This window comes from Streptomyces sp. NPDC056480, assembly GCF_042795405.1.
Classification (GTDB): Bacteria; Actinomycetota; Actinomycetes; order Streptomycetales; family Streptomycetaceae; genus Streptomyces.
Genome location: NZ_JBHTSA010000001.1, coordinates 282,462 through 308,767 on the forward strand (window position 1 = coordinate 282,462; position 26,306 = coordinate 308,767).

General features: G+C 71.7%; 27 protein-coding genes. 8 read left to right on the forward strand and 19 right to left on the reverse strand.

Features of this window, described 5'->3' with window-relative positions:
- Positions 1 to 9: 9 nt before the first annotated feature.
- From ACFQ79_RS01360 to ACFQ79_RS01380, 5 genes are all read right to left on the reverse strand, one after another.
- Entirely contained in the window at positions 10 to 1,563 is a 1,554-nt protein-coding gene (locus tag ACFQ79_RS01360; protein WP_383578674.1) for a M28 family metallopeptidase, read from the reverse strand.
- Positions 1,564 to 1,678: 115 nt separating this feature from the next.
- Positions 1,679 to 2,329, reverse strand: coding sequence for an HhH-GPD-type base excision DNA repair protein (locus ACFQ79_RS01365; protein ID WP_383578676.1), 651 nt, complete (start codon positions 2,327 to 2,329; stop codon positions 1,679 to 1,681).
- A gap of 41 nt (positions 2,330 to 2,370) precedes the next feature.
- A complete protein-coding gene (gene pip / locus ACFQ79_RS01370) occupies positions 2,371 to 3,309 on the reverse strand; it encodes a prolyl aminopeptidase (protein WP_383578678.1) in 939 nt (312 codons plus the stop codon).
- 10 nt (positions 3,310 to 3,319) lie between these two features.
- Entirely contained in the window at positions 3,320 to 3,892 is a 573-nt protein-coding gene (locus ACFQ79_RS01375) for an RBBP9/YdeN family alpha/beta hydrolase (RefSeq protein ID WP_383578681.1), read from the reverse strand.
- Positions 3,893 to 4,230: 338 nt separating this feature from the next.
- Positions 4,231 to 6,501 (reverse strand): ATP-binding cassette domain-containing protein, encoded by a 2,271-nt coding sequence (locus ACFQ79_RS01380; RefSeq protein WP_383578684.1) that lies wholly within the window; start codon positions 6,499 to 6,501, stop codon positions 4,231 to 4,233.
- A 156-nt stretch (positions 6,502 to 6,657) separates the two neighbouring features.
- On the opposite strand from ACFQ79_RS01380, the gene ACFQ79_RS01385 reads away from it, so the two are divergent.
- Positions 6,658 to 7,437: a TetR/AcrR family transcriptional regulator gene (locus tag ACFQ79_RS01385; protein WP_383578687.1), complete on the forward strand. Its 780-nt coding sequence runs from the start codon at positions 6,658 to 6,660 to the stop codon at positions 7,435 to 7,437.
- A gap of 12 nt (positions 7,438 to 7,449) precedes the next feature.
- Here ACFQ79_RS01385 and ACFQ79_RS01390 read toward each other — a convergent pair whose 3' ends face one another.
- A complete protein-coding gene (locus ACFQ79_RS01390; RefSeq protein WP_383578690.1) occupies positions 7,450 to 8,085 on the reverse strand; it encodes a TetR/AcrR family transcriptional regulator in 636 nt (211 codons plus the stop codon).
- A 195-nt stretch (positions 8,086 to 8,280) separates the two neighbouring features.
- On the opposite strand from ACFQ79_RS01390, the gene wrbA reads away from it, so the two are divergent.
- Positions 8,281 to 8,889, forward strand: a complete 609-nt coding sequence (wrbA, locus tag ACFQ79_RS01395) for an NAD(P)H:quinone oxidoreductase (protein ID WP_383578693.1) — start codon at positions 8,281 to 8,283, stop codon at positions 8,887 to 8,889.
- 104 nt (positions 8,890 to 8,993) lie between these two features.
- Here wrbA and ACFQ79_RS01400 read toward each other — a convergent pair whose 3' ends face one another.
- Together ACFQ79_RS01400 and ACFQ79_RS01405 are read right to left on the reverse strand one after the other, a co-directional pair.
- Positions 8,994 to 9,281, reverse strand: a complete 288-nt coding sequence (locus ACFQ79_RS01400; RefSeq protein ID WP_030318196.1) for a metal-sensitive transcriptional regulator — start codon at positions 9,279 to 9,281, stop codon at positions 8,994 to 8,996.
- A 79-nt stretch (positions 9,282 to 9,360) separates the two neighbouring features.
- Positions 9,361 to 10,182 carry a TetR/AcrR family transcriptional regulator gene (locus ACFQ79_RS01405; RefSeq protein WP_383578695.1) on the reverse strand — a complete coding sequence of 274 codons (822 nt, stop codon included), beginning with the start codon at positions 10,180 to 10,182 and terminating at the stop codon, positions 9,361 to 9,363.
- A gap of 289 nt (positions 10,183 to 10,471) precedes the next feature.
- Here ACFQ79_RS01405 and ACFQ79_RS01410 point away from each other — a divergent pair, with 289 nt between their 5' ends.
- Positions 10,472 to 11,809, forward strand: a complete 1,338-nt coding sequence (locus ACFQ79_RS01410) for a DHA2 family efflux MFS transporter permease subunit (RefSeq protein ID WP_383578698.1) — start codon at positions 10,472 to 10,474, stop codon at positions 11,807 to 11,809.
- Between the two features lie 30 nt (positions 11,810 to 11,839).
- On the opposite strand, the gene ACFQ79_RS01415 is transcribed toward ACFQ79_RS01410, so the two are convergent.
- Both ACFQ79_RS01415 and ACFQ79_RS01420 read right to left on the reverse strand, forming a co-directional pair.
- Positions 11,840 to 12,382: a GNAT family N-acetyltransferase gene (locus ACFQ79_RS01415; RefSeq protein ID WP_383578700.1), complete on the reverse strand. Its 543-nt coding sequence runs from the start codon at positions 12,380 to 12,382 to the stop codon at positions 11,840 to 11,842.
- A gap of 61 nt (positions 12,383 to 12,443) precedes the next feature.
- Entirely contained in the window at positions 12,444 to 12,860 is a 417-nt protein-coding gene (locus ACFQ79_RS01420) for a YciI family protein (protein WP_383578703.1), read from the reverse strand.
- Between the two features lie 143 nt (positions 12,861 to 13,003).
- On the opposite strand from ACFQ79_RS01420, the gene ACFQ79_RS01425 reads away from it, so the two are divergent.
- A complete protein-coding gene (locus ACFQ79_RS01425; RefSeq protein WP_383578706.1) occupies positions 13,004 to 13,633 on the forward strand; it encodes a MarC family protein in 630 nt (209 codons plus the stop codon).
- 21 nt (positions 13,634 to 13,654) lie between these two features.
- On the opposite strand, the gene ACFQ79_RS01430 is transcribed toward ACFQ79_RS01425, so the two are convergent.
- Both ACFQ79_RS01430 and ACFQ79_RS01435 read right to left on the reverse strand, forming a co-directional pair.
- Complete coding sequence (locus tag ACFQ79_RS01430) at positions 13,655 to 14,866, reverse strand: winged helix DNA-binding domain-containing protein (protein WP_383578708.1); 1,212 nt, start codon at positions 14,864 to 14,866, stop codon at positions 13,655 to 13,657.
- Between the two features lie 4 nt (positions 14,867 to 14,870).
- Complete coding sequence (locus tag ACFQ79_RS01435) at positions 14,871 to 15,683, reverse strand: alpha/beta fold hydrolase (RefSeq protein WP_383578711.1); 813 nt, start codon at positions 15,681 to 15,683, stop codon at positions 14,871 to 14,873.
- A gap of 392 nt (positions 15,684 to 16,075) precedes the next feature.
- Here ACFQ79_RS01435 and ACFQ79_RS01440 point away from each other — a divergent pair, with 392 nt between their 5' ends.
- On the forward strand, positions 16,076 to 16,927 hold the full coding sequence (locus tag ACFQ79_RS01440; protein ID WP_383578714.1) for a helix-turn-helix transcriptional regulator: 852 nt from the start codon (positions 16,076 to 16,078) through the stop codon (positions 16,925 to 16,927).
- Positions 16,928 to 17,107: 180 nt separating this feature from the next.
- Here the strand turns inward: ACFQ79_RS01440 and ACFQ79_RS01445 are convergent, their stop codons facing one another.
- Positions 17,108 to 18,166: an aldo/keto reductase gene (locus tag ACFQ79_RS01445; RefSeq protein ID WP_383578716.1), complete on the reverse strand. Its 1,059-nt coding sequence runs from the start codon at positions 18,164 to 18,166 to the stop codon at positions 17,108 to 17,110.
- 203 nt (positions 18,167 to 18,369) lie between these two features.
- A complete protein-coding gene (locus tag ACFQ79_RS01450; RefSeq protein WP_383578756.1) occupies positions 18,370 to 19,095 on the reverse strand; it encodes an alpha/beta fold hydrolase in 726 nt (241 codons plus the stop codon).
- Between ACFQ79_RS01450 and ACFQ79_RS01455 the strand changes: the two genes are divergently transcribed.
- On the forward strand, positions 19,045 to 19,284 hold the full coding sequence (locus ACFQ79_RS01455; protein ID WP_383578758.1) for a hypothetical protein: 240 nt from the start codon (positions 19,045 to 19,047) through the stop codon (positions 19,282 to 19,284). The genes ACFQ79_RS01450 and ACFQ79_RS01455 overlap by 51 nt on opposite strands.
- A 41-nt stretch (positions 19,285 to 19,325) precedes the next feature.
- Here ACFQ79_RS01455 and ACFQ79_RS01460 read toward each other — a convergent pair whose 3' ends face one another.
- Complete coding sequence (locus ACFQ79_RS01460; RefSeq protein WP_383578719.1) at positions 19,326 to 20,303, reverse strand: DUF5937 family protein; 978 nt, start codon at positions 20,301 to 20,303, stop codon at positions 19,326 to 19,328.
- Positions 20,304 to 20,467: 164 nt separating this feature from the next.
- Here ACFQ79_RS01460 and ACFQ79_RS01465 point away from each other — a divergent pair, with 164 nt between their 5' ends.
- Positions 20,468 to 21,733: an MFS transporter gene (locus ACFQ79_RS01465; RefSeq protein ID WP_383578722.1), complete on the forward strand. Its 1,266-nt coding sequence runs from the start codon at positions 20,468 to 20,470 to the stop codon at positions 21,731 to 21,733.
- A 9-nt stretch (positions 21,734 to 21,742) separates the two neighbouring features.
- On the opposite strand, the gene ACFQ79_RS01470 is transcribed toward ACFQ79_RS01465, so the two are convergent.
- The 4 genes from ACFQ79_RS01470 to ACFQ79_RS01485 form a co-directional block, all read right to left on the reverse strand.
- Entirely contained in the window at positions 21,743 to 21,952 is a 210-nt protein-coding gene (locus ACFQ79_RS01470) for a DUF4287 domain-containing protein (RefSeq protein WP_383578725.1), read from the reverse strand.
- Positions 21,953 to 22,070: 118 nt separating this feature from the next.
- Complete coding sequence (locus ACFQ79_RS01475; RefSeq protein ID WP_383578727.1) at positions 22,071 to 24,323, reverse strand: FtsX-like permease family protein; 2,253 nt, start codon at positions 24,321 to 24,323, stop codon at positions 22,071 to 22,073.
- Positions 24,320 to 24,994: an ABC transporter ATP-binding protein gene (locus ACFQ79_RS01480; RefSeq protein WP_383578728.1), complete on the reverse strand. Its 675-nt coding sequence runs from the start codon at positions 24,992 to 24,994 to the stop codon at positions 24,320 to 24,322. The genes ACFQ79_RS01475 and ACFQ79_RS01480 overlap by 4 nt, the downstream gene beginning before the upstream one ends.
- 56 nt (positions 24,995 to 25,050) lie before the next feature.
- Positions 25,051 to 25,458 carry a hypothetical protein gene (locus ACFQ79_RS01485; RefSeq protein ID WP_383578731.1) on the reverse strand — a complete coding sequence of 136 codons (408 nt, stop codon included), beginning with the start codon at positions 25,456 to 25,458 and terminating at the stop codon, positions 25,051 to 25,053.
- Positions 25,459 to 25,682: 224 nt separating this feature from the next.
- Between ACFQ79_RS01485 and ACFQ79_RS01490 the strand changes: the two genes are divergently transcribed.
- Positions 25,683 to 26,249, forward strand: coding sequence for a hypothetical protein (locus ACFQ79_RS01490; RefSeq protein WP_383578734.1), 567 nt, complete (start codon positions 25,683 to 25,685; stop codon positions 26,247 to 26,249).
- Positions 26,250 to 26,306: the final 57 nt, after the last annotated feature.

Genomic DNA, 26,306 nt, shown 5'->3' on the forward strand with positions numbered 1-26,306 from the left:
GCTACCGGATCACTCGGTGACCTCGTGGTGGTCGCTGTGCAGGCCGCCGCCGCTGCTCTCGCCGCCCGTGGTCGGGGTGGAGACGACCGGCTTGCGGAGCGAGGAGATGTCGTGGGCGTAGGTGCCCACGGCGTTGGCGATGACCTTGATGTTGGCGTCGAAGGCCTTCATGTTGACGTTCTTCAGGTCGTCGCCCTTGGCGTGGTAGTTCACGTCGTAGGCGACGCCCGCCGTGCCGCCGAACTTGGCTGCCTGGGCTGCGGTCTTGATGCCCTCGGCGCCGGTGAAGGTGCCGCCGGAGGGGATGCCGACCTTGATGAACGGGCCGTAGTCGGAGCGGCCGGAGAAGTCGGTGCCCTCGTGCGGGAGGCCGCGCGAACTCATGAAGTCGGTGATGTCGCGCTCGAGCTGGGCGGAGCCCGCGGGGCCGGCGCCCTCGCCGACGTTGTCCGAGTTGTCGCCGTCGTAGACGAACAGGCCGTAGTTCGGCGAGGCGATCATGTCGAAGTTGAGGTAGAGCTTGATCTCGCTCTTGTCGAGCGCGGTCAGGTTCTTGACGTAGTGGTCGGAGCCGAGGAGGCCGTTCTCCTCCGCGGACCACCAGGCGAAGCGGACCTTGTTGCGGACCTTGTCCTTCGACTTGGCGAGCTCCAGGGCGGTCTGGAGGAGGCCGGCGGAGCCGGAGCCGTTGTCGTTGATGCCGGGGCCCGCGGTGACGGAGTCGAGGTGCGAGCCGAGCATCACGGTGTTGGCGGCGTTGCCGCCCTTGGTCTCCGCGATGACGTTGTTGGTGATGCGCTTCTCCTGGAGCTGGCGGATCTCGAAGGAGAGCTTGACGGCGCCCTTGGCGAGGTCGGCGGCGAGCTTCTCGCCCTCGGCCAGGCTGATGCCGCCGGTCGGGATCTTGCCCGCGGCCGGCTCGCCGAGGGTGCCGGAGAGGATGCCCTCGGCGTTGTTGTAGATGATCGCGCCGGCGGCGCCGGCCGCGGCGGCCTGCTCCTGCTTGATGGCGAAGGAGCAGCCACCGCGCTTGATGAGCGCGACCTTGCCGGTGAAGGTGCCGGAGGCGTAGTCGCCCGGCTCGCAGCCGGTGGTGCCGTCGGCGTCCACGGGTACGGCGACCAGATCGGCCTTGATGCCGCCGACCGGGGTGGACTTGGTGTACGTCATGGCGCGGATGTCGAGGGCGCGCGGCGCGGGCGACTCGACGGAGACCTTCTCGGCGAGCGTCTGGGTGTAGATGAAGTCGAACTGCTCGTACGAGACGTCGTAGCCGGCCTTCTTGAGCTGCTGGTACACGTACGCGGCCGAGGCGTCGTGCCCGAGGGTGCCGGCCGCGCGGTGACCGCCGGCCGAGTCGGCTATCGCCTGGAACTTCTGCAGGTGCTTGTAGGCGTCCTGGCCAGTGGTTTCGCGGACCAGCTTCTTCGCCAGCCTGGCGGCATCGCGGGCGGGTGCGGCCGTGGGGTCCTTCACCGCGGTGGCGGGGGAGGCGAGGACCAGCGGGGTGGCGAGGGCGGCGGCGGCCAGAATGGCCGCGGCCCGGCGCTGGGTAGCGTTCACAGAAGTCCTTCCCGTTACGGACGAGGTTGAGGGGAAGTTAGCGATCGGCAGGGCATCCTGTGAACACCTTCTCCACAATTCCTGTCACATAGAGCAGGATTGAAATCTGGAATTCTCAATTCCCATCGGTTTTGGACTCCTTGGCGGCTTTCGCCGCTTTCGCCGCCGCCTTCATCTCCTGCTTGTGGGCCCGCACCTTCACCAGCGACTCGGGGCCCGTGATGTCGGCGGCCGAGCGGTACGCACCCTGCTCGCCGTACGCGCCCGCCGCCTCCCGCCAGCCCGTCGGCCGCACCCCGTACTGCTTGCCGAGCAGGGCCAGGAAGATCTGCGCCTTCTGCTTGCCGAAGCCGGGCAGCGCCTGGAGCCGCCCGAGCAGCTCCTTCCCGGTCGCCGCGTCCGCCCAGACGGCCTCGGCATCGCCCCCGTACTCCTCGACGAGGAACGCGCACAGTTGCTGTACGCGCTGGGCCATCGACCCGGGGTAGCGGTGGACGGCCGGCTTCTCGGAGAGCAGCGCGGCGAACTCCTCCGGGTCCCGGGCGGCGATCTCGTGCGCGTCGAGATCGTCCGCGCCGAGCCGCTGGGCGATGGTGTACGGCCCGGAGAAGGCCCACTCCATGGGCACCTGCTGGTCGAGCAGCATGCCCACGAGCGCGGCCAGCGGCGAGCGGCCGAGCAACGCGTCGGCCTCCGCCTGCTGGGCGAGATGGATCTCGGGGTGCTTCGGGTGCGGGGCGGCGGGGCTCTGGGACACGGGACTCATGTTCCGATCATCCCGCCCGCCCGTGGTGATCGCGCGGTGGACTAGCCCTTCCCGAAGCGGTCGAGAGCGGCGAGAATCAGCTCCGCGGTCTCCTTCCCGCCCAGGTGACCGGCGGTCTCGACCACGTGCAGCTCGGCGTCCGGCCAGGCGCGGGACAGCTCCCAGGCGGTGCCGAGCGGCCCGCCCATGTCCAGCCGGCCGTGGATCAGGACGCCCGGGATGCCGGCCAGCCGGTGGGCGTCGCGGATCAGGGCGCCCTCCTCCAGCCAGGCGCCGTGCGCGAAGTAGTGCGCGCAGATCCGGACGAAGCCGAGCCGGGTGTCGTCGACCCGGTCGGTGTACGGGGTGCCCTGGCCCTCCATCGACAGGACCGCGTCCTCCCAGGCGCACCAGTCGGCGGCGGCCTTCTCCCGTACGGCCCGGTCGGGGCGGTTCATGAGGGCGGCGTAGGCGCCGACCAGGTCCTCCGCGTGGTCCACCCCCGCCCGGAACCGCTCGTGGGCCTCGGGGAAGAACTGTCCGACCCCCTCGTACAGCCAGGCCGTCTCGGAGCGGCGGGTGGTCGTCACCGACGCGATCACGATCTCCGTGACCCGCTCGGGGTACGCCTCCGCGTACGCCAGGATCAGGGTGGAGCCCCAGGAGCCGCCGTACAGCAGCCAGCGGTCGATGCCCAGGTGCTCGCGCAGCCGCTCCATGTCGGCGACCAGGTGCGCGGTGGTGTTCACCCCCATGTCGGCGGCCGGGTCGCTCGCGTGCGGGGTGGAGCGGCCGCAGCCGCGCTGGTCGAAGAGGACCAGGCGGTACGCCTCCGGGTCGAAGAGGCGGCGGCTGCGGGGCGAGGAGCCCGAACCGGGGCCGCCGTGGACGACGAGCGCGGCCCGGCCCTCCGGGTTGCCGGAGACCTCCCAGTGGATGCGGTTGCCGTCGCCCACGTCGAGCAGGCCCTGGTCGTACGGTGCGGTGTGGTCGGAATACATCCGACCGAGCCTAATGACCCTTGATCCGCACCGCGGGGTCTTCGCACCACTCCAGGAGCGAGGGCCAATCCCCGTAGCCGGAGGCCGGGTTGAGGTGCTCCCCGCCCGGTACGAGGTCCATGTCGAGGCCGAGTGGGCGGCCGTAGTGCAGGTCGGCGCCGCCGGGGCAGTAGGGGTCGCCGTCGCCGTGGACGAGACGCGCGTCGAGCCCGGTCTCCGTCAGGTCGAGCCCGTCGGCGAAGGCGGCGATCTCGGGGATCGAGGCGGTGACGGGCGGCGAGGGCGGAGCGACGAGCAGCACCCGGTCGGCGGCCGGCCGGCGGGCGCCGGCCCGCAGCCAGAGCAGCACGGACAGGCTGTGCGCCAGGACGACGAACTCGCCCCGGGCGGGGCGCGTGCCGTGCTCCTCCAGCGCGGCGAGCCAGTCGCCGAGCACGGGGGCGTCGGGCTCGGGCAACTGCGGATACCGCACGTCGTGACCGCGGTCCCGCAGCTGCCGGGCGAGCCGGTGCTGCCAGTGCTCGGGGGGCCGGCGGTTCTGGAAGCCGTGCAGGATGAGGAAGGTCTTGGAGGAGTCGGTCATACGGAGATGCTGCGCGCGAACCCGAGCCGCTGACCACCCGATTCCAAGGACTGGACGCCCCTCCTCCGGTCTTCCTCGGCCTGCCCCGGGGAGGGGCGGCGGCCCGCGCCGCCCCCGGGAGGGACGACGGTCCGCCCCCCGGGAGGGACGACGGTCCGCCCCCCGGGAGGGACGGCGGTCCGCCCCCGGGGAGGGGCGGGGGCCCGCGCCCTCGGGGGGACGGCGGTCCGCCCCTCCCCGGGAGGGACGGCGGTCCGCGCCCCCGGGAGATCGGGATGCCCGCCCCCGGAGGACGGGAGCCCGCGCCCCGGGAGGGCTGCGGTCCGCGCGCAGTGGTGTCAGGCGCCCACGTACTCCCTGAGGTGTCGTGCCGTCAGGGTGTCGGACTTCGCCACCAGCTCCGCCGGCGTCCCCTCGAAGACCACCCGGCCCCCGTCGTGCCCCGCCCCCGGCCCCAGGTCGATCAGCCAGTCGGCGTGGGCCATCACCGCCTGGTGGTGTTCGATCACGACGACCGTGTTGCCGGCCTCGACGAGCCGGTCGAGCAGGGCGAGCAGCTTGTCGACGTCGGCCAGGTGGAGCCCGGTCGTGGGCTCGTCGAGGACGTAGACCGCCCCCTTCTCCGCCATGTGGATCGCCAGCTTCAGGCGCTGCCGCTCACCGCCCGAGAGCGTGTTGAGCGGCTGCCCGAGCCGCAGGTAGCCGAGGCCGACGTCCTTGAGGCGGCCGAGGATCGTGCGGGCCTGGCTCTTGGCCGTGAAGAAGTCGTACGCCTCCTCGACGGCGAGCGACAGGACCTCGTGGATGTTCTTCCCGTTCAGCCGGTACGTGAGGACCTCGGGCGTGAACCGCTTCCCCTCGCACTCCTCGCAGACCGACGCGACGCCCGCCGCGATGGCGAGGTCGGTGTAGACGAGCCCGAGGCCGTTGCAGCGCGGGCAGGCGCCCTCGGAGTTGGCGCTGAAGAGGGCCGGCTTGACGCCGTTGGCCTTGGCGAAGGCCGTGCGGATCGGGCCGAGCAGCCCGGTGTACGTCGCCGGGTTCGAGCGGCGCGAGCCCCGGATGGGGGACTGGTCGGCGACGACGACGCCTTCGCGGCCCGGCAGGTTGCCGTGGATGAGGGAGGACTTGCCGGAGCCCGCCACGCCGGTGACGACGGTCAGGACCCCGGCCGGGATCTCGACGCTCACGTCCTTGAGGTTGTGCTGCGTGGCCCCGGTGATGCTCAGCGCGCCGCTGGGGACCCGTACCTCCGCACGGAGCTTCGCCCGGTGCGCGAGGTGGTTCCCGGTGAGGGTGCCGGAGGTGCGCAGTCCGGGAACGTTTCCGCTGTAGCAGATCTCGCCGCCCGCGGTGCCGGCCCGGGGGCCGAGGTCGACGACGTGGTCGGCGATCTCGATGACCTCGGGCTTGTGCTCGACGACGAGGACGGTGTTGCCCTTGTCGCGCAGCCGCAGCAGCAGGTCGTTCATGCGCCGTACGTCGTGCGGGTGGAGCCCGGTGGTCGGCTCGTCGAAGACGTACGTGACGTCGGTGAGCGGGGAGCCGAGGTGGCGCACCATCTTCACGCGCTGCGCCTCGCCGCCGGAGAGCGTGCCGGACGACCGGTCGAGGGAGAGGTAGCCGAGGCCGATCTCGACGAGCGAGTCGAGGAGTTCGCGCAGGCCGGCGAGGAGCGGGGCGACGGAGGGGTCCTCGATCCTGCGGACGAACGCGGCGAGGTCGCTGATCTGCATCGCCGCGCACTCGGCGATGTTGACCCCGTCGATACGGGAGGACAGCGCGGCCCGGGTGAGCCGGGCGCCCTCGCACTCGGGGCAGGTCCGGAAGCCGACGGCCCGGTCGACGAAGGCGCGGATGTGGGCCTGCATGGCCTCCCGGTCCTTGGACAGGACGGTCCGCTGGAGCTTCACCACGAGGCCCTCGTAGGTGAAGTTGTTGGTGCCGACCTTCACCTTGCAGGACGGCTTGTGGAGGAAGTCCGCCCACTCCTGGTCGGTGAAGTCCGCGAGCTTCTTGTCGGGGTCGTAGAAACCGGAGTGGGCCATGACCTGCCACATCCAGGAGTCGACGGCGTAGCCCGGCACGGTGATGGCGCCCTCGTTGAGGGACTTGGTGCGGTCGACGAGTTCGTCGACGTCGATGTCGGAGATCTGGCCGGTGCCCTCGCAGCGCGGGCACATGCCCTCGGGCAGGTTGAAGCTGAAGGCGCCCGAGGTGCCGACGTGCGGGGTGCCGAGGCGGCTGAAGACGATCCGCAGCATGGTGTACGCGTCGGTGGCGGTGCCCACGGTGGAGCGGGAGTTGGCGCCCATCCGCTCCTGGTCGACGACGATCGCGGCGCTCAGGTTGTGCAGTCCGTCGACGTCGGGGCGGGCGAGCGACGGCATGAAGGACTGCAGGAAGGCGCTGTAGGTCTCGTTGATCAGGCGCTGCGACTCGGCGGCGATGGTGCCGAAGACGAGGGAGGACTTCCCGGAGCCGGAGACTCCGGTGAAGACGGTGAGGCGGCGCTTGGGGAGGTCGACGTCGACGTTCCTGAGGTTGTTCTCCCTGGCCCCGCGGACCTGGATGACGTGGTGGCTGTCCGCTGCGACGGGGTGGTTCATGCGTGCGCCCTCCGGTGGTCGTCCTGTGTGCTGGGGAAGCGTACTCTATACAACGTACAAAGTAAGCGGGAGCTATCCTGACCTGCGAGAACGCGAAGAACGCGAGACCGCGAAGAACGCGAGACCGCGACGGGCGCGATGAAGGACGGAAACGACATGGCGGGAGCGAAGGGGAAGAGCAGCAGCGGCGCGGGCGACCCGGCGCGCACCCTGGAGCTCCTGTGGCGCGACGGCTCGGCCGCCCCGGCGGGCCGCCGCGGCCCGAGGCAGGGCCTCACCGTCGACGCGGTCGTCGACGCGGCCCTCGCCCTCGCGGACGTCGGCGGGCTCGACGCGCTGACCATGCGTGCGGTGGCCCAGCACCTCGGGGTGACCCCGATGACGCTCTACACGTACGTCCCCGGCAAGGCCGAGCTCCTCGACCTCATGCTGGACGCCGTCTTCCTGCGCATGGACCGGCCGCCGTTCGGCCCGGAGGAGTCCTGGCGGGCCCGCGTCACCGCGGTCGCGGACGCGAACCGGGCGCTGCACCTGAGTCACCCCTGGCTGGTCGAACTGCGCATCGTGCGCGCCCCGTTGGGGCCCGGGGTGATGACCAAGTACGAGTACGAGCTCGGCGCCTTCGAGGGCCTGGGCCTCGACGACGTGGCCAGGGACTCGGCCCTGACGTACGTCCTCGGCTTCGTCCAGTCCGGCGCCCGGGCGGAGCTGGACGCGCGGGCCGTGGAGCGGGAGAGCGCGATGTCGGACGGGGAGTGGTGGGACGCCCACGAGCCTCTGCTGGCACGGGCGTTGGACCAGTCCCGGTTCCCGCTGGCGAGCCGGGTGGGCGAGGCGGCGGCGATCGCGTACGACGGCCTGTACGACGCGGAACACGCGTACCGCTTCGGTCTGGAGCGGGCGCTGGACGGCCTGGCGGCGCTGGGCGGGAGCTGACCGGCCCGGGGCTCAGGCCCGCAGCCGGAGCAGGTCCCGTACTCCCGCCTTGAGGCGGTCCGCGGACAGTTCCTGCTCGACCGCCAGATGGTGCATGACGTCCGGCGAGAACGGCGCGAGCAGCATGTGCGCGAGGAGCGTGCTGTCGGAGCCGGGCCTGAGCCGCCCGATGAGCAGGGCCACATGCGTGTGCATCACCCGGTACGCACCGCTGTGATAGCGGGCGCGGGGCGCGGCCGAGTGCGCGGCGAGCAGGATCTCGCGCTGCTCGCCGACCCGGTCGACGAGCGCGTCGAGGAAGGCGTCGAGCCGTGCGTCGGCCGGGGCGCCGGGCCCGAGCGGCGGCGGGCCGCTCATGTACGCCTCCTGGAACTGGCGCTCGCGGTCGTCGAGGAGCGCCCACAGGAGCTGGGAGACGTCGCCGAAGCGGCGGTAGACGGTGCCGACGCCTATGCCGCTGGCGTGCGCGACCTGGTTCATGGTGACGGCCTCGGGGCCGTCCTCGCTGACGATCCGGGCGGCGGCGTCGAGGATCTTGCGCCGGTTGCGGGCGGCGTCGGCGCGCTCGGGTGCGGGGGTCCCGACGGTGGGGAGGAGGCCGAGCAGGGGCGCCGCCGTGCCTCCGGCCCGCGGAATCTCGGTGCTCATCTGCCGACTCCTGTTCTTGGTGCGCCGCCCGTGCGCCCTGTTGCGCGCTGTGTCGCGCTGTTTGTCTTCTCGCGCCCCGTCTCCCCGTTCCGGTAGCCCTCGATGTGAGCATACCCGTTCCCCTTGCGAACCGGATAGCAATCCGATTAGGCTCCTGTCATTGAAACGGAAACTGATCCGCTTGAGGAGATCGCCATGTCCGTGAAGGTCGCCGTCATCTACTACTCGGCCACGGGTGCCGTCCACCAGCTCGCCCAGGCCGTCGCCGAGGGTGCCGAGAAGGCCGGCGCCGAGGTACGGCTGCGCCGGGTGCCCGAGCTCGCCCCGGCCGCCGCCATCGACTCGAACCCGGCCTGGCGCGCCCACGTGGACGCCACCGGAGACGTGGAGGTCGCCACCCTCGAGGACCTGGAGTGGGCGGACGCGTACGCGCTCGGCTCCCCGACCCGTTTCGGCAACGTGGCCGCGCAGCTGAAGCAGTACATCGACACCTCGGGCGGCCTCTGGCAGCAGGGCGTCATGGCGGACAAGCCCGCGACCGCCTTCACCAGCGCCCACAACCTGCACGGCGGCAACGAGTCGACGCTGCTCGCGCTCTACAACACCTTCCACCACTGGGGCTCGGTCATCGTCTCCCCCGGCTTCACGGACCCGGCGGTCTACGCGGCCGGCGGCAACCCGTACGGCACCGCCCACCCGGGCTCGAACGGCGCCCCGGAGGAGAACGTCCTCCAGGCCGCCCGCTACCAGGGCCGGCGTCTGACGACGATCGCGAAGCGCCTGAAGGGCCTCGCGACCGACTGATCGCGCCGCTGGCCGCCGCGTCGCCCCTCGCGGAGGCCGCCGCGAAAAGACGTACCCCCGGGGGAGGGCCCCCGGGGGTACGTCCGCGTCTCGAAGGGCGCCGGTCACGCCAGCGACAGGAAGAGCTTCTCCAGCCGGGCGCGCATCGCGTCACGGTCCTCACCGTTCCGGCGGGCGTCCTCGACATCGGTCAGACACTGCTGGAGGCCGGTCGCGATGATCGCGAACCCGGCCCGGTCGAGGGCCCGGGAGGCGGCGGCCAGCTGGGTCACGACCTCCTCGCAGTCACGGCCTTCCTCGATCATCCGGATCACGCCGGAGATCTGGCCCTGAGCCCGGCGGAGCCGGTTCAGTACCGACTTCAGCTCCGCACCAGCGAGATCCAGTTCCACAGCTACTCCTCATCGATACCCCAGGGGGTAATTTACTCCCCGCGCGGGGCTCCGTCGAAGACCAAGGATGACACCTGCGTCAGGTTGCGGGCGTGGACGAGGGCGCGGACGGGGGCGCGGACGGGGATGCGGGGGCGGGTCCGGGTCCGGCTGTGGGCCGGGACCCGGGCGCGTACCGCAGGAGGAACATCTCGACCCCGTCGACGACGAGGCGCTCGCCCAGTTCCTCGCCGAGCTCCGTCCCGTGCTGCTCGAACACCATCTGCGGGAAGACCAGCAGCGAGTAGAGCTGGAGGACGGCGACCTCCAGGTCGGGAATGTCGAGGAGGCCCCGGTCCGCGAGGGTGCGCAGGGCGTTCGTGACGGCGGGGTGATGGCCGGCCGGGCCGTGCGCGCGCCAGGCGCGGCCGAGCTCCGGGAAGCGGTGGACCTCGGTGGCGACGAGCGTGCGCAGGGCGCGCCCCTCGGTGTCGGCGCGCAGGGCCCGGCCCCAGGCGCGGCCGGCGTCGGTGAGGGCTGCCTTGAGCGCGTCGGGCCCGTCGGCGTCGACGAGCCGCGCGAGATCGGGCGCGTCGCTCGGACCGCCCTGATGGCCCTGGCCGTCCTCACCGCCGTGCCCGCCGTGTCCGCCGTGCCCTTCGTGCCCCCCGTGTCCGCCGTCGCTGAGCGGCTCGTCGAGGCCGCCCGCGACGACGGCGGTGAAGAGGGCTTCCTTGCTGCCGAAGTGGTTGTAGACGGTCACCTTGGAGACCCCGGCCTCGGCGGCGATGGCGTCCATGCCGACGCCGAAGCCCTCGCGGAGGAAGAGGTCGCGGGCGGCCCGGACGATCGCCTGCCGCTTGCGGGCGGCGCGGGGGCCGGTGGGGGCGGGCTTGGCGGCCGGTGCGGGCTGGGCGTCCATGGCCTCACCCTACCCAGGAAACTGTACTCTTGAGTTCAACTGTACTGTGCCGTACAGTTCAGTTATGCCCACCGACTCCGCCGTACCCTCCCCTGCCCACGACCAGGCACACGACCAGGCACACGACCCTGGTTAGGCGCACGACGCCCAGGCTCAGGTCCACGACGCCCCGGCTCAGGCGCACGACGCCCAGGCTCAGATCCACGACGCCCAGGCTCAGACCCACGACCGCCCGAGCCCCGACCCGCGCCGCTGGAAAGCCCTCGCCCTGATCTGCGCGGCCCAGTTCATGCTGGTCCTCGACGTGACCGTGGTGAACGTCGCGCTGCCCGCGCTCGCCACCGACCTCGACCTCGGGCGCACCGCCCTCACCTGGGTCGTCACCGCGTACACCCTCTGCTTCGGCGGGCTGATGCTCCTCGGCGGACGGCTCTCCGACGCCCTCGGCGCCCGCCGGGTGCTCCTCACCGGCCTGGCCCTCTTCACCGCCGCGTCCCTCGCCTGCGGCCTCGCGCCGAACGCCGGCGTCCTGCTCGGCGGCCGGATCGCCCAGGGCATCGGCGCCGCCCTGCTCTCCCCGGCGGCGCTCGCCCTGGTCACGACGGTGTTCCACGGCCCGGAGCGGCCGAAGGCACTGGGCGTCTGGGCGGCCGTCGGCGGTACGGGATCGGCGGTGGGCGTCCTGCTCGGCGGAGCCCTCACCTCGGGCCCGGGCTGGCCGTGGATCTTCTACGTCAACGTCCCGGTGGGCCTCGCGGTCCTGGCGGCCCTGCCGAGGTTCGTACCGGCGGCGGCGAAGCCCGCGCGGCGCGCCGGCGGCCTCGACGTCCCCGGCGCGCTCCTCGTCACGACGGCGACCGGCGCACTCGTCTACGGCCTGGTCACGGCGGGCGACTCCGGCTGGACGTCGGCGGCGACGCTGCTGCCCCTCCTGGGTGCGCTCGTGCTCTACGCGGCCTTCGCGGCGACCGAACGGAGGACCCGCGTCCCCCTGATGGACCCGCGGATGTTCGCCCGGCGACCGGTCGTCGTGGGCTCACTCCTCATGCTGGTCGCGACGGCGCTCCTGATCTCGTTCTTCTTCCTGGGCTCGATGCACCTCCAGCACGTCCACGGCCTCGACGCCCTCCGCACCGGCCTGCTGTTCCTCCCGGTGGCCCTCACCACGGCGATCGGCGCCCACCTGGGCTCCCGTCTGGTGAGCACGGCCGGCCCGCGCGTCTGCGCGACGGGAGGCCTGACGGTCGCCGCCCTCGGCTGCCTCCCGCTGGTCCTCGTCGACCCCGCGTCCGGCCCGTGGACCACGCTCCTCCCGTCCCTCGCGACGGCGTCGCTCGGCCTCGGCGCGGTCTTCGTCACGGCGACGACGACGGCCCTGGGCCTGATCGCCCCGCACGAGGCGGGCCTCGCCTCCGGCATCGTGAACACCTTCCACGAGCTGGGCGGCTCGATCGGCGTCGCGCTCGTCTCCACCCTCGCCCTGACCACCACGTCCCCCACCCCGTCCGGCCTGACCGCCGCGTACACCCTCTGCACCGCCACGGCGGCGACCGCCGCACTGGCGTCCCCGCTGCTGATCCCGAGGGGCCGCCCGCACCTGACGGGCGGCCCGCACGGAACGCACTGAGTGGGAATCACCGTCCCGAGAGGCCGACGTTCAGAGCGGGGCCAGCACCATCAGGATCTCGTCCCGGTCGTCCCCGGGCGCCAGCCGAAGCGCGCCGGGCCATCGCCCGACCTCCCGCCACCCGAGCCGACCGTAGAACGTCTCGAGGCCGACGCCGCCGCGCGCGGCGAGACGGAGCTGCTCGAGTCCCATCTCGTCGCGGGCGACCTCCCGTACGCGACGCATGAGGGCGGCCCCGATCCCGTGCCCCCGCAGACCCGTCCTGGTCTGGACGTGGTGGAGCGTCCCCCAGTGGGCCACGAGCCGGAAGTCGTCACGGCGGACGTTCAGCCATCCGGCGAGGCGGTCGTCGATCGTCGCGACCAGAAGGCGGCTCGACCCCGGGGCGAGGCCCGCGACGAGGAGGTCGACGGCGGGGCCGGCCAGCTGCGCGTCGATCGGCGGGAAGGGGAAACCGGCCGCCCCACCCGCGTTGGTCACCTCGATCCAGCAGTCGAGGAGTTCGTTCCGCAGCTCCGGGGAGACGTCCTCCGGAGCCGTGGCCTGTCGCAGAGCGAGGGATCCGATGTCCACGCGGCCGATCCTCGCACCCGGCACGGACAGGGCCGGGTGCGAGCGGGTGGCCTCGCGCGGGTCAGTCCTGGGTCGGGCCCGTCTCGTCGACCGGGCGGATGACCACCGGGTACGCCGGGGCGCCGGCCGGCTGCGGGCAGCGGGCCACCTGGGCGGCGATCTCCGTGACGCGCTCCAGGGAGGCGCAGTCGAGGAGCCAGAAGCCCGCGATGACCTCCTTCGTCTCCGCGTACGGGCCGTCGGTGACGACCGGCCTGCCGTCGCCGTCCACGGTCACGAACCGGGTCGTGGAGGGGGCGGCGAGGCCCTGCGCGTCGACCATCTCGCCGTTGGCCGACAGCTCCTCGTTGATGGCGTTCATGTGCTCGAACATCGCCTTGAGGTCGGACTTGTTCCAGGCCGGGCTGTCCTCGCTGGGGCGGCCCACCATGGCCTCGTAGTCCGCCTGCGCGCCCTCCACCATCACCAGGTACTTCATGGCGTCCTCCTCGCTCGTCGTTCCCGGCTTCCCGGGCGTACTGCCTCTCGCAGGACAGTCGGAGCGGAGGACCGGTTCTCGACACCGCGCGGGCACCGACCGGAAAAACCGGAGAAATCACCCGCCCGCACCATGATTCCGGTGTGAACGCCTTCAGCTACTCCGCCGCCTTCATCACCTTCTTCTCCGTCGTCGGCCCCCCGAAGGTCCTCCTCGCCTTCGCCGGCCTCGCCCAGGTCCACCCCGTGAGCCAGATGCGGACCATCGCGCTCATCTCCTCCGGCGCCGCCGTCCTCGTCGGCCTGGTCATGGGCATCACGGCCCCGTGGCTGCTGAACGTCTTCCACATCAGCACCGCGGCACTCCAGCTCGCGGGCGGCGTCATCTTCTTCATCTACGCCGTCGGGCTCGTCCTCGGCCTCCACCTCGGCTCCAACACCACCCACCAGGACGCCCCCGACCTGGTCAGCGGCGTGCGCGAGCTGCTCATGCCGTACGTGGTGAGCCCGCTCGCCATGACGGCCGTGCTCATCGAGGCGGCCGCCCGCGACTCCTTCAGCTGGCGCTCGACCGTCGTCGGCGCGTACGTGTCCGTCATCGCGCTCGACCTGATCTGCGTCGTGCTGCTCGCCCGCGTCCTGCGCCGCACCCACCACGCCACGATCGAGCTCCTCGGCCGGCTGCTCGGCCTGCTGCTCGCGGCCGTCGGCGTGGACCTGGTCCTGGACGGCCTCTCGGAACTGGGCGTCCCGGGCCTGTACCTGCGCAAGTGAGCGACGGAAGGGGTACGGGGTTCAGGCGCCCAGCTCCCGTTCCAGCGGCGTACGGAACCGGGGTGTCACCCGTACGTCCCCGATCCATCCCGCGAGCCGCTCCGCCTCCGCGTCGATCGCCCGCCCGGCCGCCGCGCCCACGTCCGTCAGGAGCCGGTGGACGATCTCGCCGTCCGTGCGCTGAGCCCACCCGCCGACGATCCGGCCGTCCCACCACACCGTCGGCCCGATGTTGCCGCTGCGGTCGTACAGCGCCGCCCGGTGCTCCGGGTCCAGGTACCAGCCACGCTCCTGCCAGCCCATCGCCGTCGGATCGAGCGCGGGCAGCAGCGCCGCCCACGGCTCGGGCTCCGCCGCCCGCTCCGCCACGGGGTCGAGGTCGTCCGGCAGGACGAAACCGGTCCCCTCGTCGAGGGTCACCGGCAGCGCCCCGACCGCGGCGAGCGCCCCGCGCACATCCGTCACCTTCCACCCCGTCCACCACTTCAGATCGGCCTCGGTGGCGGGCCCGCAGGCCCGGAGCCACCGCTGGATCAGTTCGGCGCGCGCCGTGGCCGGATCGAGAGCGGAAGGCGGCCCGGACGGGGCGTCGGCGGACCGCGCCCAGCGGAACCGGCTGGACGTCCACGTGCCCTGGGGACGGCCCCGTACGATCCGCCCCTCCATGCCGAGCACCCGCAGCACGCGGCTCGCGACGGACTGGACGCCCTCCTGCCGCGTGCCCTTCCCGTACAGGTACGTCGATCTCAACGCCGGTACGGCAGTGCCGAGTTCGGCCCCGGTCGCCTCGCCCCGTACGGCCAGCTCGGCGAGGACGAGCCGCTCCGTCTCCGCGAGCCACGCGGCGTCGAAGTCGCTGCCGGCCGCCAAGTGCTGGATCAGCGTGGCGCGTTCGCGGACGGCGGCCGGGTCGCTCGTCGAGGCCTGGACGGCGGGGGCGAGCGCGGCGGGGAGGACGAAGACCGTGTGCCGCATGCCGTGCATCCGGACCAGCGACCCGTCCTCGTACAACGCCCGCTCGACCTCCGCCACGGGCCCGGCCTTCCCGGCCAGCCGCGCCCCCACGGCGAGGAACACGCTCGCCGGGTCGGTCCCGTGCAGGGCCACGAGCGACCCCGCGACCTCCTCCGCCGACCCGGCCCGCGCACGCGCGGCCAGCCGATGCCGCACCCCGAGCCGCGCCCTGCGCTCGGCGGCGTCGATCGTCCTCGTGCTCGTGCCCGTCTCACCCATGCGGTCAAGCATGGACTCGGACACGGGCCGGAACGAGGAAATCCGTCACGGTCCCCACGAACTCGTCCTCCTTCTCGAAGAAGACGACATGACCGGCGTCGATCTCCGCGTACGTGCTGCCGCCGATCGCCGCGTGCAGCTCCCGGCTGTTCTCCACCGGGACGGTGGCGTCCTGGGCGCACCCCACGACCAGCGTCGGCGCCGTGATCCGCGGCAGCAGCGGCCGGATGTCCACCTCCAGGTCGAGCGCCACGTGCCGCAGGGTGCCCGGGGTGGGCGGCATGTTGGGGATGAGCGCCTCGACGCCCTCGCGACCGACGGAGTTGAGGAACCCGCGGCTGAACCCGGTCATCGTCACGCTCCGCCCGAAGCCGGCCGGGTCGAACTCCCCGAGCCGCTGCCAGAGCGTGAACAGGTTCCGCAGGTACTCGTCGCCTCCGGTGTACGCCCACCCCGCGACCAGGACGAGCCGGTGGACCAGGTCGGGACGGAGGGCGGCGACGGCCGCCGAGACCGGGGAGCCCATGGAGAAGCCGAGCAGGTCGACGGGCCCGGTGCCCGCGTCCTCGATCACGGCGATCACCTGCGCGGCGAGCGACTCGACGGTCAGCGGACCGCCGTCGTCGACGGTCCGGTCGGCGCCGGACAGATCCAGGGTGATGACGGTCCGGTCGGTGGCGAAACGGGGCGCGGTCTGACCCCAGTTGACGACGGCACCACCGGAACCGGTGCCGTGGACGAGAAGAAGGGCGGGCCCGGCGCCCGAGCCCTCGACGTCGTAGTGGACGAGGGCGGTGCCGGCGGCGACGGTGGCCATGAGCGTGCTCCAGGGGTGGGTCGGGAGGGGTCGGGACGGGTCGGGACGAGGTGTCGCTGCCCGACACCGAGAACCCTGCCGCCCACCGGAGACGGGCGGGAGAGCCCTTCCGACCCTGGGATCGGCAGTCCCTGGATGACCTCGGGGAGACGTGCGACGGTAGTGCGCGGGTCCCGGCGAGGCGCCTTGAGAGGTCCCTGGCGCGGGCGCCTTGGGACCTTCTTGGTGAAGGCGCCGGGGAGGGGCCTGGCGTAGGCGCCCGGGAGGCTGGGGCGCCGGAGACCCGGCGGAGGCCAGGCCGACCTGCCGGAGAGCCGCCGGAGACCCGGCCGAGGGCCCCCGGCCGGGGCCCCGGGAAGCGCCCCACGAAGTCCCGGAAGGATGATGACCGCATGACGACGATCGACCGCCGCGAGCTCGCCGACTTCCTCCGCCGCACCCGTGACCGGGTCCGTCCGCAGGACGCGGGTCTCCCGGTGGGGCCCCGGCGCCGTACGCCCGGACTCCGCCGCGAGGAGGTCGCCCAGCTGGCCGGGATGTCCGCCGACTACTACATCCGCCTGGAGCAGGCCCGCGGCCCGCAGCCCTCGCCGCAGATGCTCGCCGCGCTCGCCCGCGCGCTGCGCCTCGACACCGACGAGCGCGACCACCTGCACCTCCTGGCAGGACACCGCCCGCCGGCGGGCCCCATGGCGGGCGACCACGTCTCACCCGGCCTGCTCCACCTCCTGGACCAGCTGCGGACGACGCCCGCGCAGGTCCTGAGCGATCTGGGGGACGTACTCGCGCAGAACGAGATGGCCCGCGCGCTCCTCGGCGGGGTGTGCACGGTGTCGGAGCACGGCCGGAACGTGGTGTGGCGCTGGTTCGCCGATCCCGAGGCCCGGACGGCGTACCCGGCCGAGGAGCACGCGTACCACAGCCGCCTCCATGTCGCGGATCTGCGCGCGGCGTTCGGCCGCCGCTCGGGCGATCCGGCGGTGACCCGGCTGGTGGAGCGGCTGCGCGGGGCGAGCGAGGAGTTCGCCGAGCTGTGGGAGCGGCACGAGGTGGCGGTCCGCCGGCACAACCGGATGCGGGTCACCCACCCGGTGATCGGTCCGGTGGACCTGGACTGCCAGGTGCTGCTCGCCCCGGAGGGCGAGCAGCGCCTCGTCCTGTTCACCCCGCCGCCCGGCACGGACGCGGGGGAGCGGCTCGCGCTGCTCGGGGTGGTGGGCAGGGAGCAGTTCACGAAGGGCTGACGGGTCCCTGCCGAACCGGCCGGACGATGGGGTGAATGGGTCTCGTCGGACCGGCCGGACGATGGGGCGACGGGTCTCGCCGGACCGGCCGGACGGAGGGGTGACGGGTCTCGCCGGACCGTCCGGACGAAGAGGTGACGGGTCCCGCCGGACCGGCCGCCCCGGCGGCACCGGGCGGCCCTATCCGGCCGCCCGCTCCTCCAACGGCCGCCGCCGCAGCGCGGGCTGGGTGAGGAACGGCGGCTGCCACGCGCCGTCCGCGCGGTAGAGATTCGTGCCCGGCGGCACGATCGCGTCGATCCGGTCCAGGACCTCGTCCGTGAGGACGACGGGCGCACCCTTCAGCAGCCCCTCCAGCTGATCCATCGTCCGCGGCCCGATGATGACCGAGGTCACGGCCGGGTGCGAGGCGGCGAAGGCGAGGGCGAGCTCGGGCAGGGAGCAGCCGATCTCGTCGGCGAGGGCGATGAACTCCTCGACGGCGTCGAGCTTGGCGGCATTGCCGGGGAGCGCCGGGTCGAAGCGGTGCGGGGTGAGCGCGGCGCGCCCGCGGGTGAGGTCGATCGGCCGGCCCTTGCGGTACTTGCCGGTGAGGAAGCCGGAGGCGAGCGGAGCCCAGGTCAGGACGCCCATTCCGTACCGCTGGGCGACGGGCAGGACGGAGGCCTCGACGCCCCGCGCGAGCAGCGAGTACGGCGGCTGTTCGGAGCGGAAGCGGCGCAGACCGCGCCGTTCGGCGACGGCGTGGGCCTCGACGATCTCCTCCGCGGGGAAGGTGGAGCAGCCGAACGCCCGGATCTTGCCCTGGCCGACGAGGTCGCCGAGGACGTCGAGGGTCTCCTCGATGTCCGTGCGGTGGTCGGGCCGGTGGACCTGGTAGAGGTCGATCCAGTCGGTGCCGAGCCGCTTGAGGCTGTTCTCGACGGCCCGGGTGATCCAACGACGGGAGAGACCGCCCCGGTTGGGCCCCTCGCCGCCGACGGGGAAGTACACCTTGGTGGCGAGGACGGTGGCGTCCCGCCGGGTGGAGTCGCGCAGTGCCTTGCCGACGATCTCCTCGGACTCGCCGGAGGAGTACATGTCGGCGGTGTCCACGAAGTTGATGCCCTGGTCGAGGGCGGCGTGGATGACCCGTATGGAGTCGGCGTGGTCAGGATTGCCGACGGCTCCGAACATCATCGTGCCGAGGCAGTACGTACTTACTTCGAACCCGGTCCCGCCGAGTACCCGATAGCGCATGCGCGCACTCTAGGAATTCGAGTGCACTCCAAGGCAAGGGCCTGCGTGCCCCGAAGACCGCCCCGAGCGCCCTGCCCCCCAAGCGGTCACAAGCGGCCCCAAGCGGTCCCAAGCCCTCAAGCGGCCCCAAGCCGTCCTGGGCCTCCCCAGGCCTCCCCAGCCCCCAGGCCTCCCCGGCCCTCCCCAGACCTCCCCAGCCCTGCCTATGCCGTCCCGGATCCGTCCACCGGAGAGCACGCGGAGCCGCCGTCCGCGAGGAAGCCGACGATCAGCCGGTGGAGGACCCCGGGCCGCTCCAGGTGCACGTCGTGGCCGGTGCCGGGCAGGCTGGTGCCGTGCAGCGAGGGCCGGCGGCGGACCATCTCCGCGTACTCCTCGGCGCCGACGATCCCGCCGTGCTCGCCCTGGCCGAGGACCACGAGGGTGGGGCAGGTGATGGCGGCCCACTCGTCCCAGAAGGCGCGGGTGGCGTTCTCGTCGAGGGACCGGACCATGACCTCGGGGTCGAAGCGCGGCCACAGCCCGTCGGCCCGCTCCTCGAGCCCGCGCGCCCAGCCCTCGCCCACGGCGTCCGTGCCGCCGCCGAGGTAGGCGACGGCCGCCGCCCGCGAGGGGAACGGCACCGGCCAGGCCCGCAGCCAGCCGCCGATCTGCTCCTGGACGCCGGGGTTCGACCCGTCGGGCCCGGCCTCGACGAGGACGAGGGCGCGCGGCAGCTCGGGGTGGGCGGCGGCGGTGAGCAGCGCGGTGCTCCCGCCCAGGGACTGCCCGATCAGCACGGGCCGATCGAGCCCGAGTTGGTCGATGACGGCGACGGCGTCGGCGACGTAAGCGGCCCGCGACACGTCCCCGTCCGAGGGGTTCCGGTCGCTGGCTCCGTGCCCGCGCTGGTCGAGGGCGACGACGCGATGGCCGGAGTCCCGGAGCAGCCGGGCGGTCTCGTCCCACTCGCCGGAGTGCCCGGCGAGCCCGTGGAGGAGAAGAACGTCGCCACCGGAACCACCCTGGTCACCCTGGTCACCCTGGTCGGCGCGGTCGGTGCGGTCACCCCCGTCACCCCGGTCACCCCAGTCACGACACGAGAGCCGCACGCCGTCACGGACCACGAACCGCTCTGACCAGGAGGGACTGGAGGAAGATGTCATCCCTCCATGATCCCCTACGGGTTGAGGAGCTGATCGGCGACGGCGGTGCGGGCGTAGAGGACGGAGCGCCCGCTGCGGTGGGCGGTGACGAGGCCGGCGTTGCGCAGGGCGATCAGGTGCTGGGAGACGCCGGCGGCGGACAGGCCGCAGTGGGCGGCGAGTTGGGTGGTCGACGCGGGGGTGTCGAGCTCGGTGAGGAGCAGGGTGCGGGAGCGCCCGAGCACGGCGGCGACCGCCTCGGTGGCATCTCCGGTACGGGGCTCCCAGACGGCCCCGAACCCCCGTGCCGGATAGGCGAGTTGAGGCGGATCGGGGTGAACGGACCGGGTGAGGACCCGGGGCCAGGCGAACACGGAGGGGACGAGCAGCAGCCCGGACCCGGCCTGGTCGCGACGGAGCGCGCAGTGCCGCCGTACGAGCCGCAGAGTGCCGTCGTCCCACCGCACGGTCTCGTGGAGCTCGCTCAGCACCCGCGCCGAACCGTGCTCGGCGACCTGCCGTGCCCGATGGAAGACATCGGCCTCCAGGACGTGCTGGATCCGGGCCCAGTAGGGGGCGATGGCGAGTTCCCAGTAGGCCTCGATCTCGTCGACGACCTTGCGGAGGACGGCGGGAGGGTCGTCGTGCAGCAGCCGGAGCCGGTCGAGGTGGTGCTCGTCTCCGGCCAAGGTGCGGAGATCGTCCCGTACCTGCTCGACGGGTGTGCGGAGAACGGCGTCGAGCTCGGCGCCGAGGGTGGGGAACGGCCCGGCGGGGGTGGGGTTGAGGAAGTCGGCGAGGTAGCCGTGGGCGGGGACGAGCGCGGCGAGCCACCCGCGATCGAGCCCCGCCCGCACGATCCGGGGCCGGACCTGGGAGACCCAGCGCCGATGGGGACCGGAGTCGGGCCGGCCGACGAGGACGCGGTAGCTGGTGACGACCTCCCACATGGGGGAGACGGCGAAACGGGTCTGGGCGAGGTCGGCGGCGGAGAAACTGAGCCCGGATTCCAAGGGGTCCACGTCCTAGCGTCGACTGGATGCGTCGATGGGATTCGTCGACTGGTTTCGGCGACTGGTATCGGCGATCGGATTCGTCGATCGGATGAGGCGATCGGATGGATTCGGTCAGAGCTTAATCAATGGAGACCGAGGCGCGCCGGGGGCAGCCTCGACGCATGCCCACTCTCACAGCGTCCTCCCTCATCCCGTCCTCGTTCCGAGACCTGCCGTCCGTCGTATGGACGATCTTCGCGGGAACGATCGTCAACAGGCTCGGCTACCTCGTGACGCCGTTCCTGGTCTTCTTCCTGGCCGCACGCGGAGTGACGGGCGCGGAGACCTCGTACGTCCTGGGAGCCCTGGGCGCGGGCAACCTCCTGGGCCCGGCCGTGGGAGGCATCCTGGCCGACCGGATCGGGCGCCGCCCGACGATGCTGATCGGCCTGATCGGAGCGTCGGCGGCGCAGGGCGCGCTGTTCCTGGCGCCGGGCGTGTGGACGATGGCGGCGGCGGCGCTGCTGATCAGCGCGGCGGGCAGCACGGTCTCGCCGGCGGCGTACGCGCTCCTCGCGGACGCGGTGGACAGCGAGCGGCGCCGCCGCGCGTACGCCCTGTTCGGCTGGGGAGTGAACATCGGCACGGCGGTGGCGGGAGTCCTCGGCGGCTACCTGGCGGCGCAGGGCTACTGGCTGCTGTTCGCGGTGGACGCGGGTTCGATGCTGGCGTACGCGCTGGTGGTGGCGGTGCGCCTGAAGGACCCGAAGGACCAGCAGCACCCCAAGGGCCAGGAGGCCGAGAAGAGCCCGGGCGTGCAGGGCGAGGAGCCCCAGGAGAAGAAGGACGGCATCGGCTACGGAGTGGTACTCCGAGACCGCCTGGCCCTGATCCTGCTGCCCCTCTTCGGCGTGCAGCTCTTCGTGTACTCGCTGACCGAGGTGGCCCTGCCGCTGGCGGTCCACGACAGTGGCCTGTCGCCGGCGGTGTACGGGGCGATGGCGGCGGTCAACGCGGTCCTGGTGGTGGCGCTGCAGCCGTTCGCGACGGCGAGGCTGTCGAGGTTCCCGCAGCTGGCGGTGCAGGGCGCGGGCGGCACGCTGATCGCGGGCGGGGTGGCACTGACCGGGCTGGCGGACGGCGTCGTGGGCTACACGGTGTCGGTCGTGGTCTGGTCCCTGGGCGAGGTGGTGGTGGCGGGCATCGCGGCAGGCGTGGTCGCCAACCTGGCCCCGGCACACGCACGGGGCCGCTACCAGGGCGCCTTCAGCTGGCCGTGGGGGCTGGCCCGCTTCGCGGCGCTCACGCTGGGGGTGGCCGCGTACACGACGCTGGGCCCGTCGGTGCTGTGGTGGACGGCCCTGGTGGCGGGCACCGCCGCGGCGGTGGCCACGGCGGCGCTGACGGCGCGGGTGAACGCCCGCACGGCCCACGAACTGGCGGCGTGAGACCGGGGGCTACTTCCCCTCGGCGAGGGTGTGGGCCACGAGCGCGTTGGCGTGCCCGTGGCCGAGACCGTGCTCGGCCTTCAGCCAGGAGACGAGCTCCATGTGCTTGGTGAGCGGCGAGGAACGGATGAGGTCCTGCCACTCGGAGATGGGCCGGCCGTACTTCTTCTCGATGGAGGGGAAGTAACTGGCGGGTCCTTTGACGACGTTCTCGGCCATGGGGAGTCTCCGGCGTGGGTGGGCGTGGGTGGGCGAGGGCGGGCAACGGCGTCCGTACGCGGACGCCGTACTCCTATGGAGACCCCCACCCCACCGAAAACTCATCGGCGCCGCAAGATCAATCCCGCCGAATGTGCTCGGGGTCGATGTGCCGCCGCACCATGGGCACGGAGGCGAGCGCGGCCACGACCAGCACGCCGAGCGCGCAGGCGAACAGCAGGGGCAACCCCTCCCAGTCCCAGTGCACGGCGCCACCCCCGGTGATCAGATAGCTGGACTCGGCAAGCCACCCGGCAACGATGGCACCCCCCAGCCCCACGACCAGCGGCAACAGCACCTGCATGACCTGCACCCCCCGCAACGTCCCGGCCCGAGCCCCCAACAACGCCAGCGCGGTCACCTGCCCCCGCCGCTCCATGGCCCGATCGGCCACGGACACCACGAACGCAGCCACCCCGATGACAAGCCCGAGCACCATCCCGACCGCGAGCAGACTCCGGATGACGGTGAGCTGAGCGAGCGAGTCGATGACGATCCCGACGGGCTCGACGGGGGAGGTGGGCGCGATGGCCCCGATGCCGTCGAGAACGGAGCGGATGGTGGTGGGGTCGGAGTCGCTGACGAGGGTGAGGGTGCCGGCGGAATCGGCGAGGGGGGAGCGGAGAAGGGAAGGGGGGACGAGGAGAGTGCCTGAGTCGAAGACAGAGAGGTCCCAAGGGCGCACGTCAATCTGCGCGCGAGGAACAGTGAACACGCCTCTCTCGCCGTTCTTCAGCGCGAAGGGGTACAGCTCTCCGGCCTTCGGGTCGTATCTGAGCGGCGCGCGTTGGTCCCGTAGTGACATGACCTGGTTGTCCACACATCCCGTGGCCCGCTGCGTCGACGCGGCGAGCTGCGCGCAGGTGGCAATTACTAGGTCGGCATGGGGCACTTCGGTGCCGTCCAGCGGATCCCAGGAGCTGTACGAGATCACCTGCGCCCGTACACCCGGTAGGCCGGCCAGGGCCTTTCGTTGCGCCGGTTCAAGTTGGTCCAGCCGGATGTTGTACTCCTGAAGAGGTGCGGTCGGCCGGCTGACCTGGTCCAGCTCAATGAGCACGCCCTGGGTCAGAGAGGCACCGAACACCAGCAGCACCAGCCCAGTGACGACTCTCAAGGAGGACCCGGGGTCGACCTCGGTCCGCCGCATCGCCAAGGTCACCGGGAGCGACTTGGCCGCTCCCGCCAGTTGCCGCGCCAGCCACGCTGTGATGGGCGTCAGCCCGAAGACCAGCCCGGCCCCAGTCAACAACACGGCACCAGGCACCAGCAGAGAATTGGCTGATCCCCCGGATGGGTCCTGCCCCATGATGCTGAGCACGCAGTACCCACCGATGATGCCCAGTCCTGGCACCAGAAGCAGCGTGCCGAACTTCCTCGGAGGCTTGAGGTCCCCGGTTCGCCGCACACTGATGGGGGACATGGCGGCCCGCCGCGCGCTGAACTGCCCTACGAACCATGCGAGCGTCGGGCATCCCAGCAGACACAAGGCAAGAGTCGCCCCTGAGGGCCGACCATCCACGGGATACCAGTGAAAGCCCGGCAATCCGACCCGAGCCGTGATCTCGTTGACCCCGAGGTATCCCACGAATCCGATCACCGCCCCGACCGATGCGGCGGCGACACTCTCCCCAGAATTGACCCGCAGGGTGTCCTTCATGCTGAGTCCGACGAGCCGGAGGGCGGCGAGCCGCCGGGCACGTGATTCTCCAGAGAGTCGGGCGCAGATGGAGAGAAAGATGACAAGCGGGAGCAGAACGATGCACCCGAGGGTGAAACGCAGGATGTTGAGGGTCGATGGTTCGACGATCTCTCGCCAGGACCGTCCGATACCGAAGCCGCCCAACTCTTCCGACTCAGTCAGCTTGGCTGGGGTGGTTCCAATGTATGCGTAGAGGTCGTTGCTATCACCCAACCCCTCGGGCGCGATCACGCCGGTCACCCGGCCCGGAACAAGGCCCGCTGTTTGCGGATTGGCGGCCAGAATCTCGCCAAGCTTCGGCGAAACGATCGCCTCACCGGCATTGGGGAGCCTGCTGATTCCTGGGGGTACGGGAGTCCGCCCAGGACCTGTTCGTGCGACAAAGACCCTATGGAGCGGTTGTGAACCGTAAGGCTCGCGAAACTCCTGGTAGAGGACGTTACTTGTGCCTGGTCGGGGTTCGCGGGCAGCCGTGCGAGCATCGTGAGCTGCGAGGATCGATGGGATAGTAAGGACTGCGGCAAGGCAAGCCACTCCGAGCGCCGAGCCCAGCGACATCAGAAGGAAGCGAACCCGTCCCCGACGCCCGCTTCCCCATAGCAGGCGCAATCCGAGGGCGAACGCATTCACACCGCCACCCGCTGTGCCAGAACACCATCCGACATTGTGTACTGCGTGTCTGCCCGCGCGGCGACGTCGGAATCGTGCGTGACGATGACTACTGCCGTCTTCTGTCTGCGCGCCAGTTGAAGGAACTCCTCCAACACCGCTGCCGCGTTGGCGCTGTCGAGCGCGCCGGTCGGTTCATCCGCGAACACCACGTCAGGCCGGTGGACCAGAGCGCGTGCGACCGCAACACGCTGACTCTGGCCCCCGGACAACTTCGAGGTCCTGCGTCGCAACAGCTCACCCATCCCGAGCCGGCCCAATACCTGCGCGGCCATGGCGTGGGCATGCGTCTTACTGATGCCTGCGAGCCGAAGGGGAAGAGCTGCGTTCTCCTCGACGGTCAGTTCGGGCAGCAGCTCCCCATACTGAAAGACGAACCCGAGACGAGTGCGACGCAGAGCGCTCAGCTCACCGTCGGGGAGGCTTGCGAGCGGGATCCCGTCGAAGGTCACGGTGCCGTTGGTCGGTGGCAGAACCCCCGCGAGGCAATAGAGCAGCGACGACTTCCCCGACCCGCTGCTGCCCGTGATGGCGGCCACCTCGCCGCGCTTGAGCATGAAATCCGCATGACTGACGGCCTGCTCAGTGCCGTAGAAGAGATCCACGCCATCGGCGCGGAGGATGGTTTCCATCGTGCTGCGCTCCATGAGGATGGGGGCCGCGTGGTCCGCGGCCCCGGAACCATTGACTACTTCCGCGAGAAGAGCCGCTCCCGTGAGCAGTAGTCAGGTCGCAAGGAGCCACGGTCGAGGCAAACCTGCATGCGTACTTCCTTGGTCTTCAGGACGGCGCCGTCGGTGTAGACCTTGTCGACCTTCAGGTCACCCCTCTGGACACCCTTCAGGTCACCCCACGGGTATTCCTCGACCTTGACGCGGAGGTAGACGTTGTGACCGTCGTTGTCGTTCTCGTCCCGCAGCTCGCCCTTCACATGAAGACCGCTCGGCACCTTGGTCGTCGGTTGCCAGGCGTACCTGCCGACGAACGCAACACCTGGCGTCCGCATGACCAGTTCGTGAGTCGAACTCGCCACCGCCACCCCCATCCCCCCGAAGAACAGCCCCGCGGCCACCACCGCCGTAGCGAACTTCCTCATCGATAACCCCTGTTTGGTCGTGCCGACTGGTCATCACAGAAAGTATCGGCATCACTACACACCGGCAGTCGCAGTAACGTCCCTCCCTCCCATCACCCCCCGATCCAGTGAATGAGGCCGTCCCGCGGGACCGGGGACCCCCTTCGGGTGCGCCCCCACCCCGTAGGAGTGATCACCGGTGCGCCTGCGTGAAGGCGTGCCGCGGCAGCCCCAAAGATGCGCGCATGCGCCTTTCCCCCTCCCCCTTCGCGCTCCGCCGCGCCCTCCTCCCCTTCGTGGCCGCCGTCGCTCTCCTCGGGACCGCCGGTTCCGCCGGTGCCGGTGCCGTCGAGGCGTGTGGGTCGATCATCACCGCACCGCTCGCGCGGCCCGTGTCCGCCGACGAACCCTGTCCCAGCGCCGACCCCGTCGTGTGTCGGATCCGCGTGCTGCCGATGGACGAGAAGGTCGAGGCCCAGCGGACCCGGATGCAGTACCACGGGCTCCTTGAGGACATGCACCGCACGGAGGCCGCCATGCGTGAGGCGGGTGCCACGGACGAGGAGATCGCCCGTGAGCTGGTCGACATGCGGAACCAGGCCAAGGAGATCACCCGCGCCGGCATGACCCCGGAAGAGGTCCGGATCATCGAGCAGCGGAACATCGCCAAGTACGGCAACCCGCTCGGCCCCACCGCAGACCAGCTGTACGCCAAGTACGGCTCCTGGCAGCAGGTGATCGACGCGTCGATGCGTACCAGCTACGCCGTCGACCGTGAGCTCAGCCTCGAGTACCGCCCCTGCCCCGTATAGGACACGCGTACAGCTCACACGCACGCCCGAACGCCCGTGGGCCGGGACGCCGAAGCG

Bases quoted from the DNA above. Each gene is read 5' to 3' on its own strand.
- ACFQ79_RS01365 (WP_383578676.1), bottom strand. From the start codon at position 2,329: ATGAGTCCCGTGTCCCAGAGCCCCGCCGCCCCGCACCCGAAGCACCCC.
- pip (WP_383578678.1), bottom strand. From the start codon at position 3,309: ATGTATTCCGACCACACCGCACCGTACGACCAGGGCCTGCTCGACGTG.
- ACFQ79_RS01375 (WP_383578681.1), bottom strand. From the start codon at position 3,892: ATGACCGACTCCTCCAAGACCTTCCTCATCCTGCACGGCTTCCAGAAC.
- ACFQ79_RS01380 (WP_383578684.1), bottom strand. From the start codon at position 6,501: ATGAACCACCCCGTCGCAGCGGACAGCCACCACGTCATCCAGGTCCGC.
- ACFQ79_RS01385 (WP_383578687.1), top strand. From the start codon at position 6,658: ATGGCGGGAGCGAAGGGGAAGAGCAGCAGCGGCGCGGGCGACCCGGCG.
- ACFQ79_RS01390 (WP_383578690.1), bottom strand. From the start codon at position 8,085: ATGAGCACCGAGATTCCGCGGGCCGGAGGCACGGCGGCGCCCCTGCTC.
- wrbA (WP_383578693.1), top strand. From the start codon at position 8,281: ATGTCCGTGAAGGTCGCCGTCATCTACTACTCGGCCACGGGTGCCGTC.
- ACFQ79_RS01405 (WP_383578695.1), bottom strand. From the start codon at position 10,182: ATGGACGCCCAGCCCGCACCGGCCGCCAAGCCCGCCCCCACCGGCCCC.
- ACFQ79_RS01410 (WP_383578698.1), top strand. From the start codon at position 10,472: ATGCTGGTCCTCGACGTGACCGTGGTGAACGTCGCGCTGCCCGCGCTC.
- ACFQ79_RS01420 (WP_383578703.1), bottom strand. From the start codon at position 12,860: ATGAAGTACCTGGTGATGGTGGAGGGCGCGCAGGCGGACTACGAGGCC.
- ACFQ79_RS01430 (WP_383578708.1), bottom strand. From the start codon at position 14,866: ATGGGTGAGACGGGCACGAGCACGAGGACGATCGACGCCGCCGAGCGC.
- ACFQ79_RS01435 (WP_383578711.1), bottom strand. From the start codon at position 15,683: ATGGCCACCGTCGCCGCCGGCACCGCCCTCGTCCACTACGACGTCGAG.
- ACFQ79_RS01440 (WP_383578714.1), top strand. From the start codon at position 16,076: ATGACGACGATCGACCGCCGCGAGCTCGCCGACTTCCTCCGCCGCACC.
- ACFQ79_RS01445 (WP_383578716.1), bottom strand. From the start codon at position 18,166: ATGCGCTATCGGGTACTCGGCGGGACCGGGTTCGAAGTAAGTACGTAC.
- ACFQ79_RS01465 (WP_383578722.1), top strand. From the start codon at position 20,468: ATGCCCACTCTCACAGCGTCCTCCCTCATCCCGTCCTCGTTCCGAGAC.
- ACFQ79_RS01470 (WP_383578725.1), bottom strand. From the start codon at position 21,952: ATGGCCGAGAACGTCGTCAAAGGACCCGCCAGTTACTTCCCCTCCATC.
- ACFQ79_RS01480 (WP_383578728.1), bottom strand. From the start codon at position 24,994: ATGGAAACCATCCTCCGCGCCGATGGCGTGGATCTCTTCTACGGCACT.
- ACFQ79_RS01485 (WP_383578731.1), bottom strand. From the start codon at position 25,458: ATGAGGAAGTTCGCTACGGCGGTGGTGGCCGCGGGGCTGTTCTTCGGG.
- ACFQ79_RS01490 (WP_383578734.1), top strand. From the start codon at position 25,683: ATGCGCCTTTCCCCCTCCCCCTTCGCGCTCCGCCGCGCCCTCCTCCCC.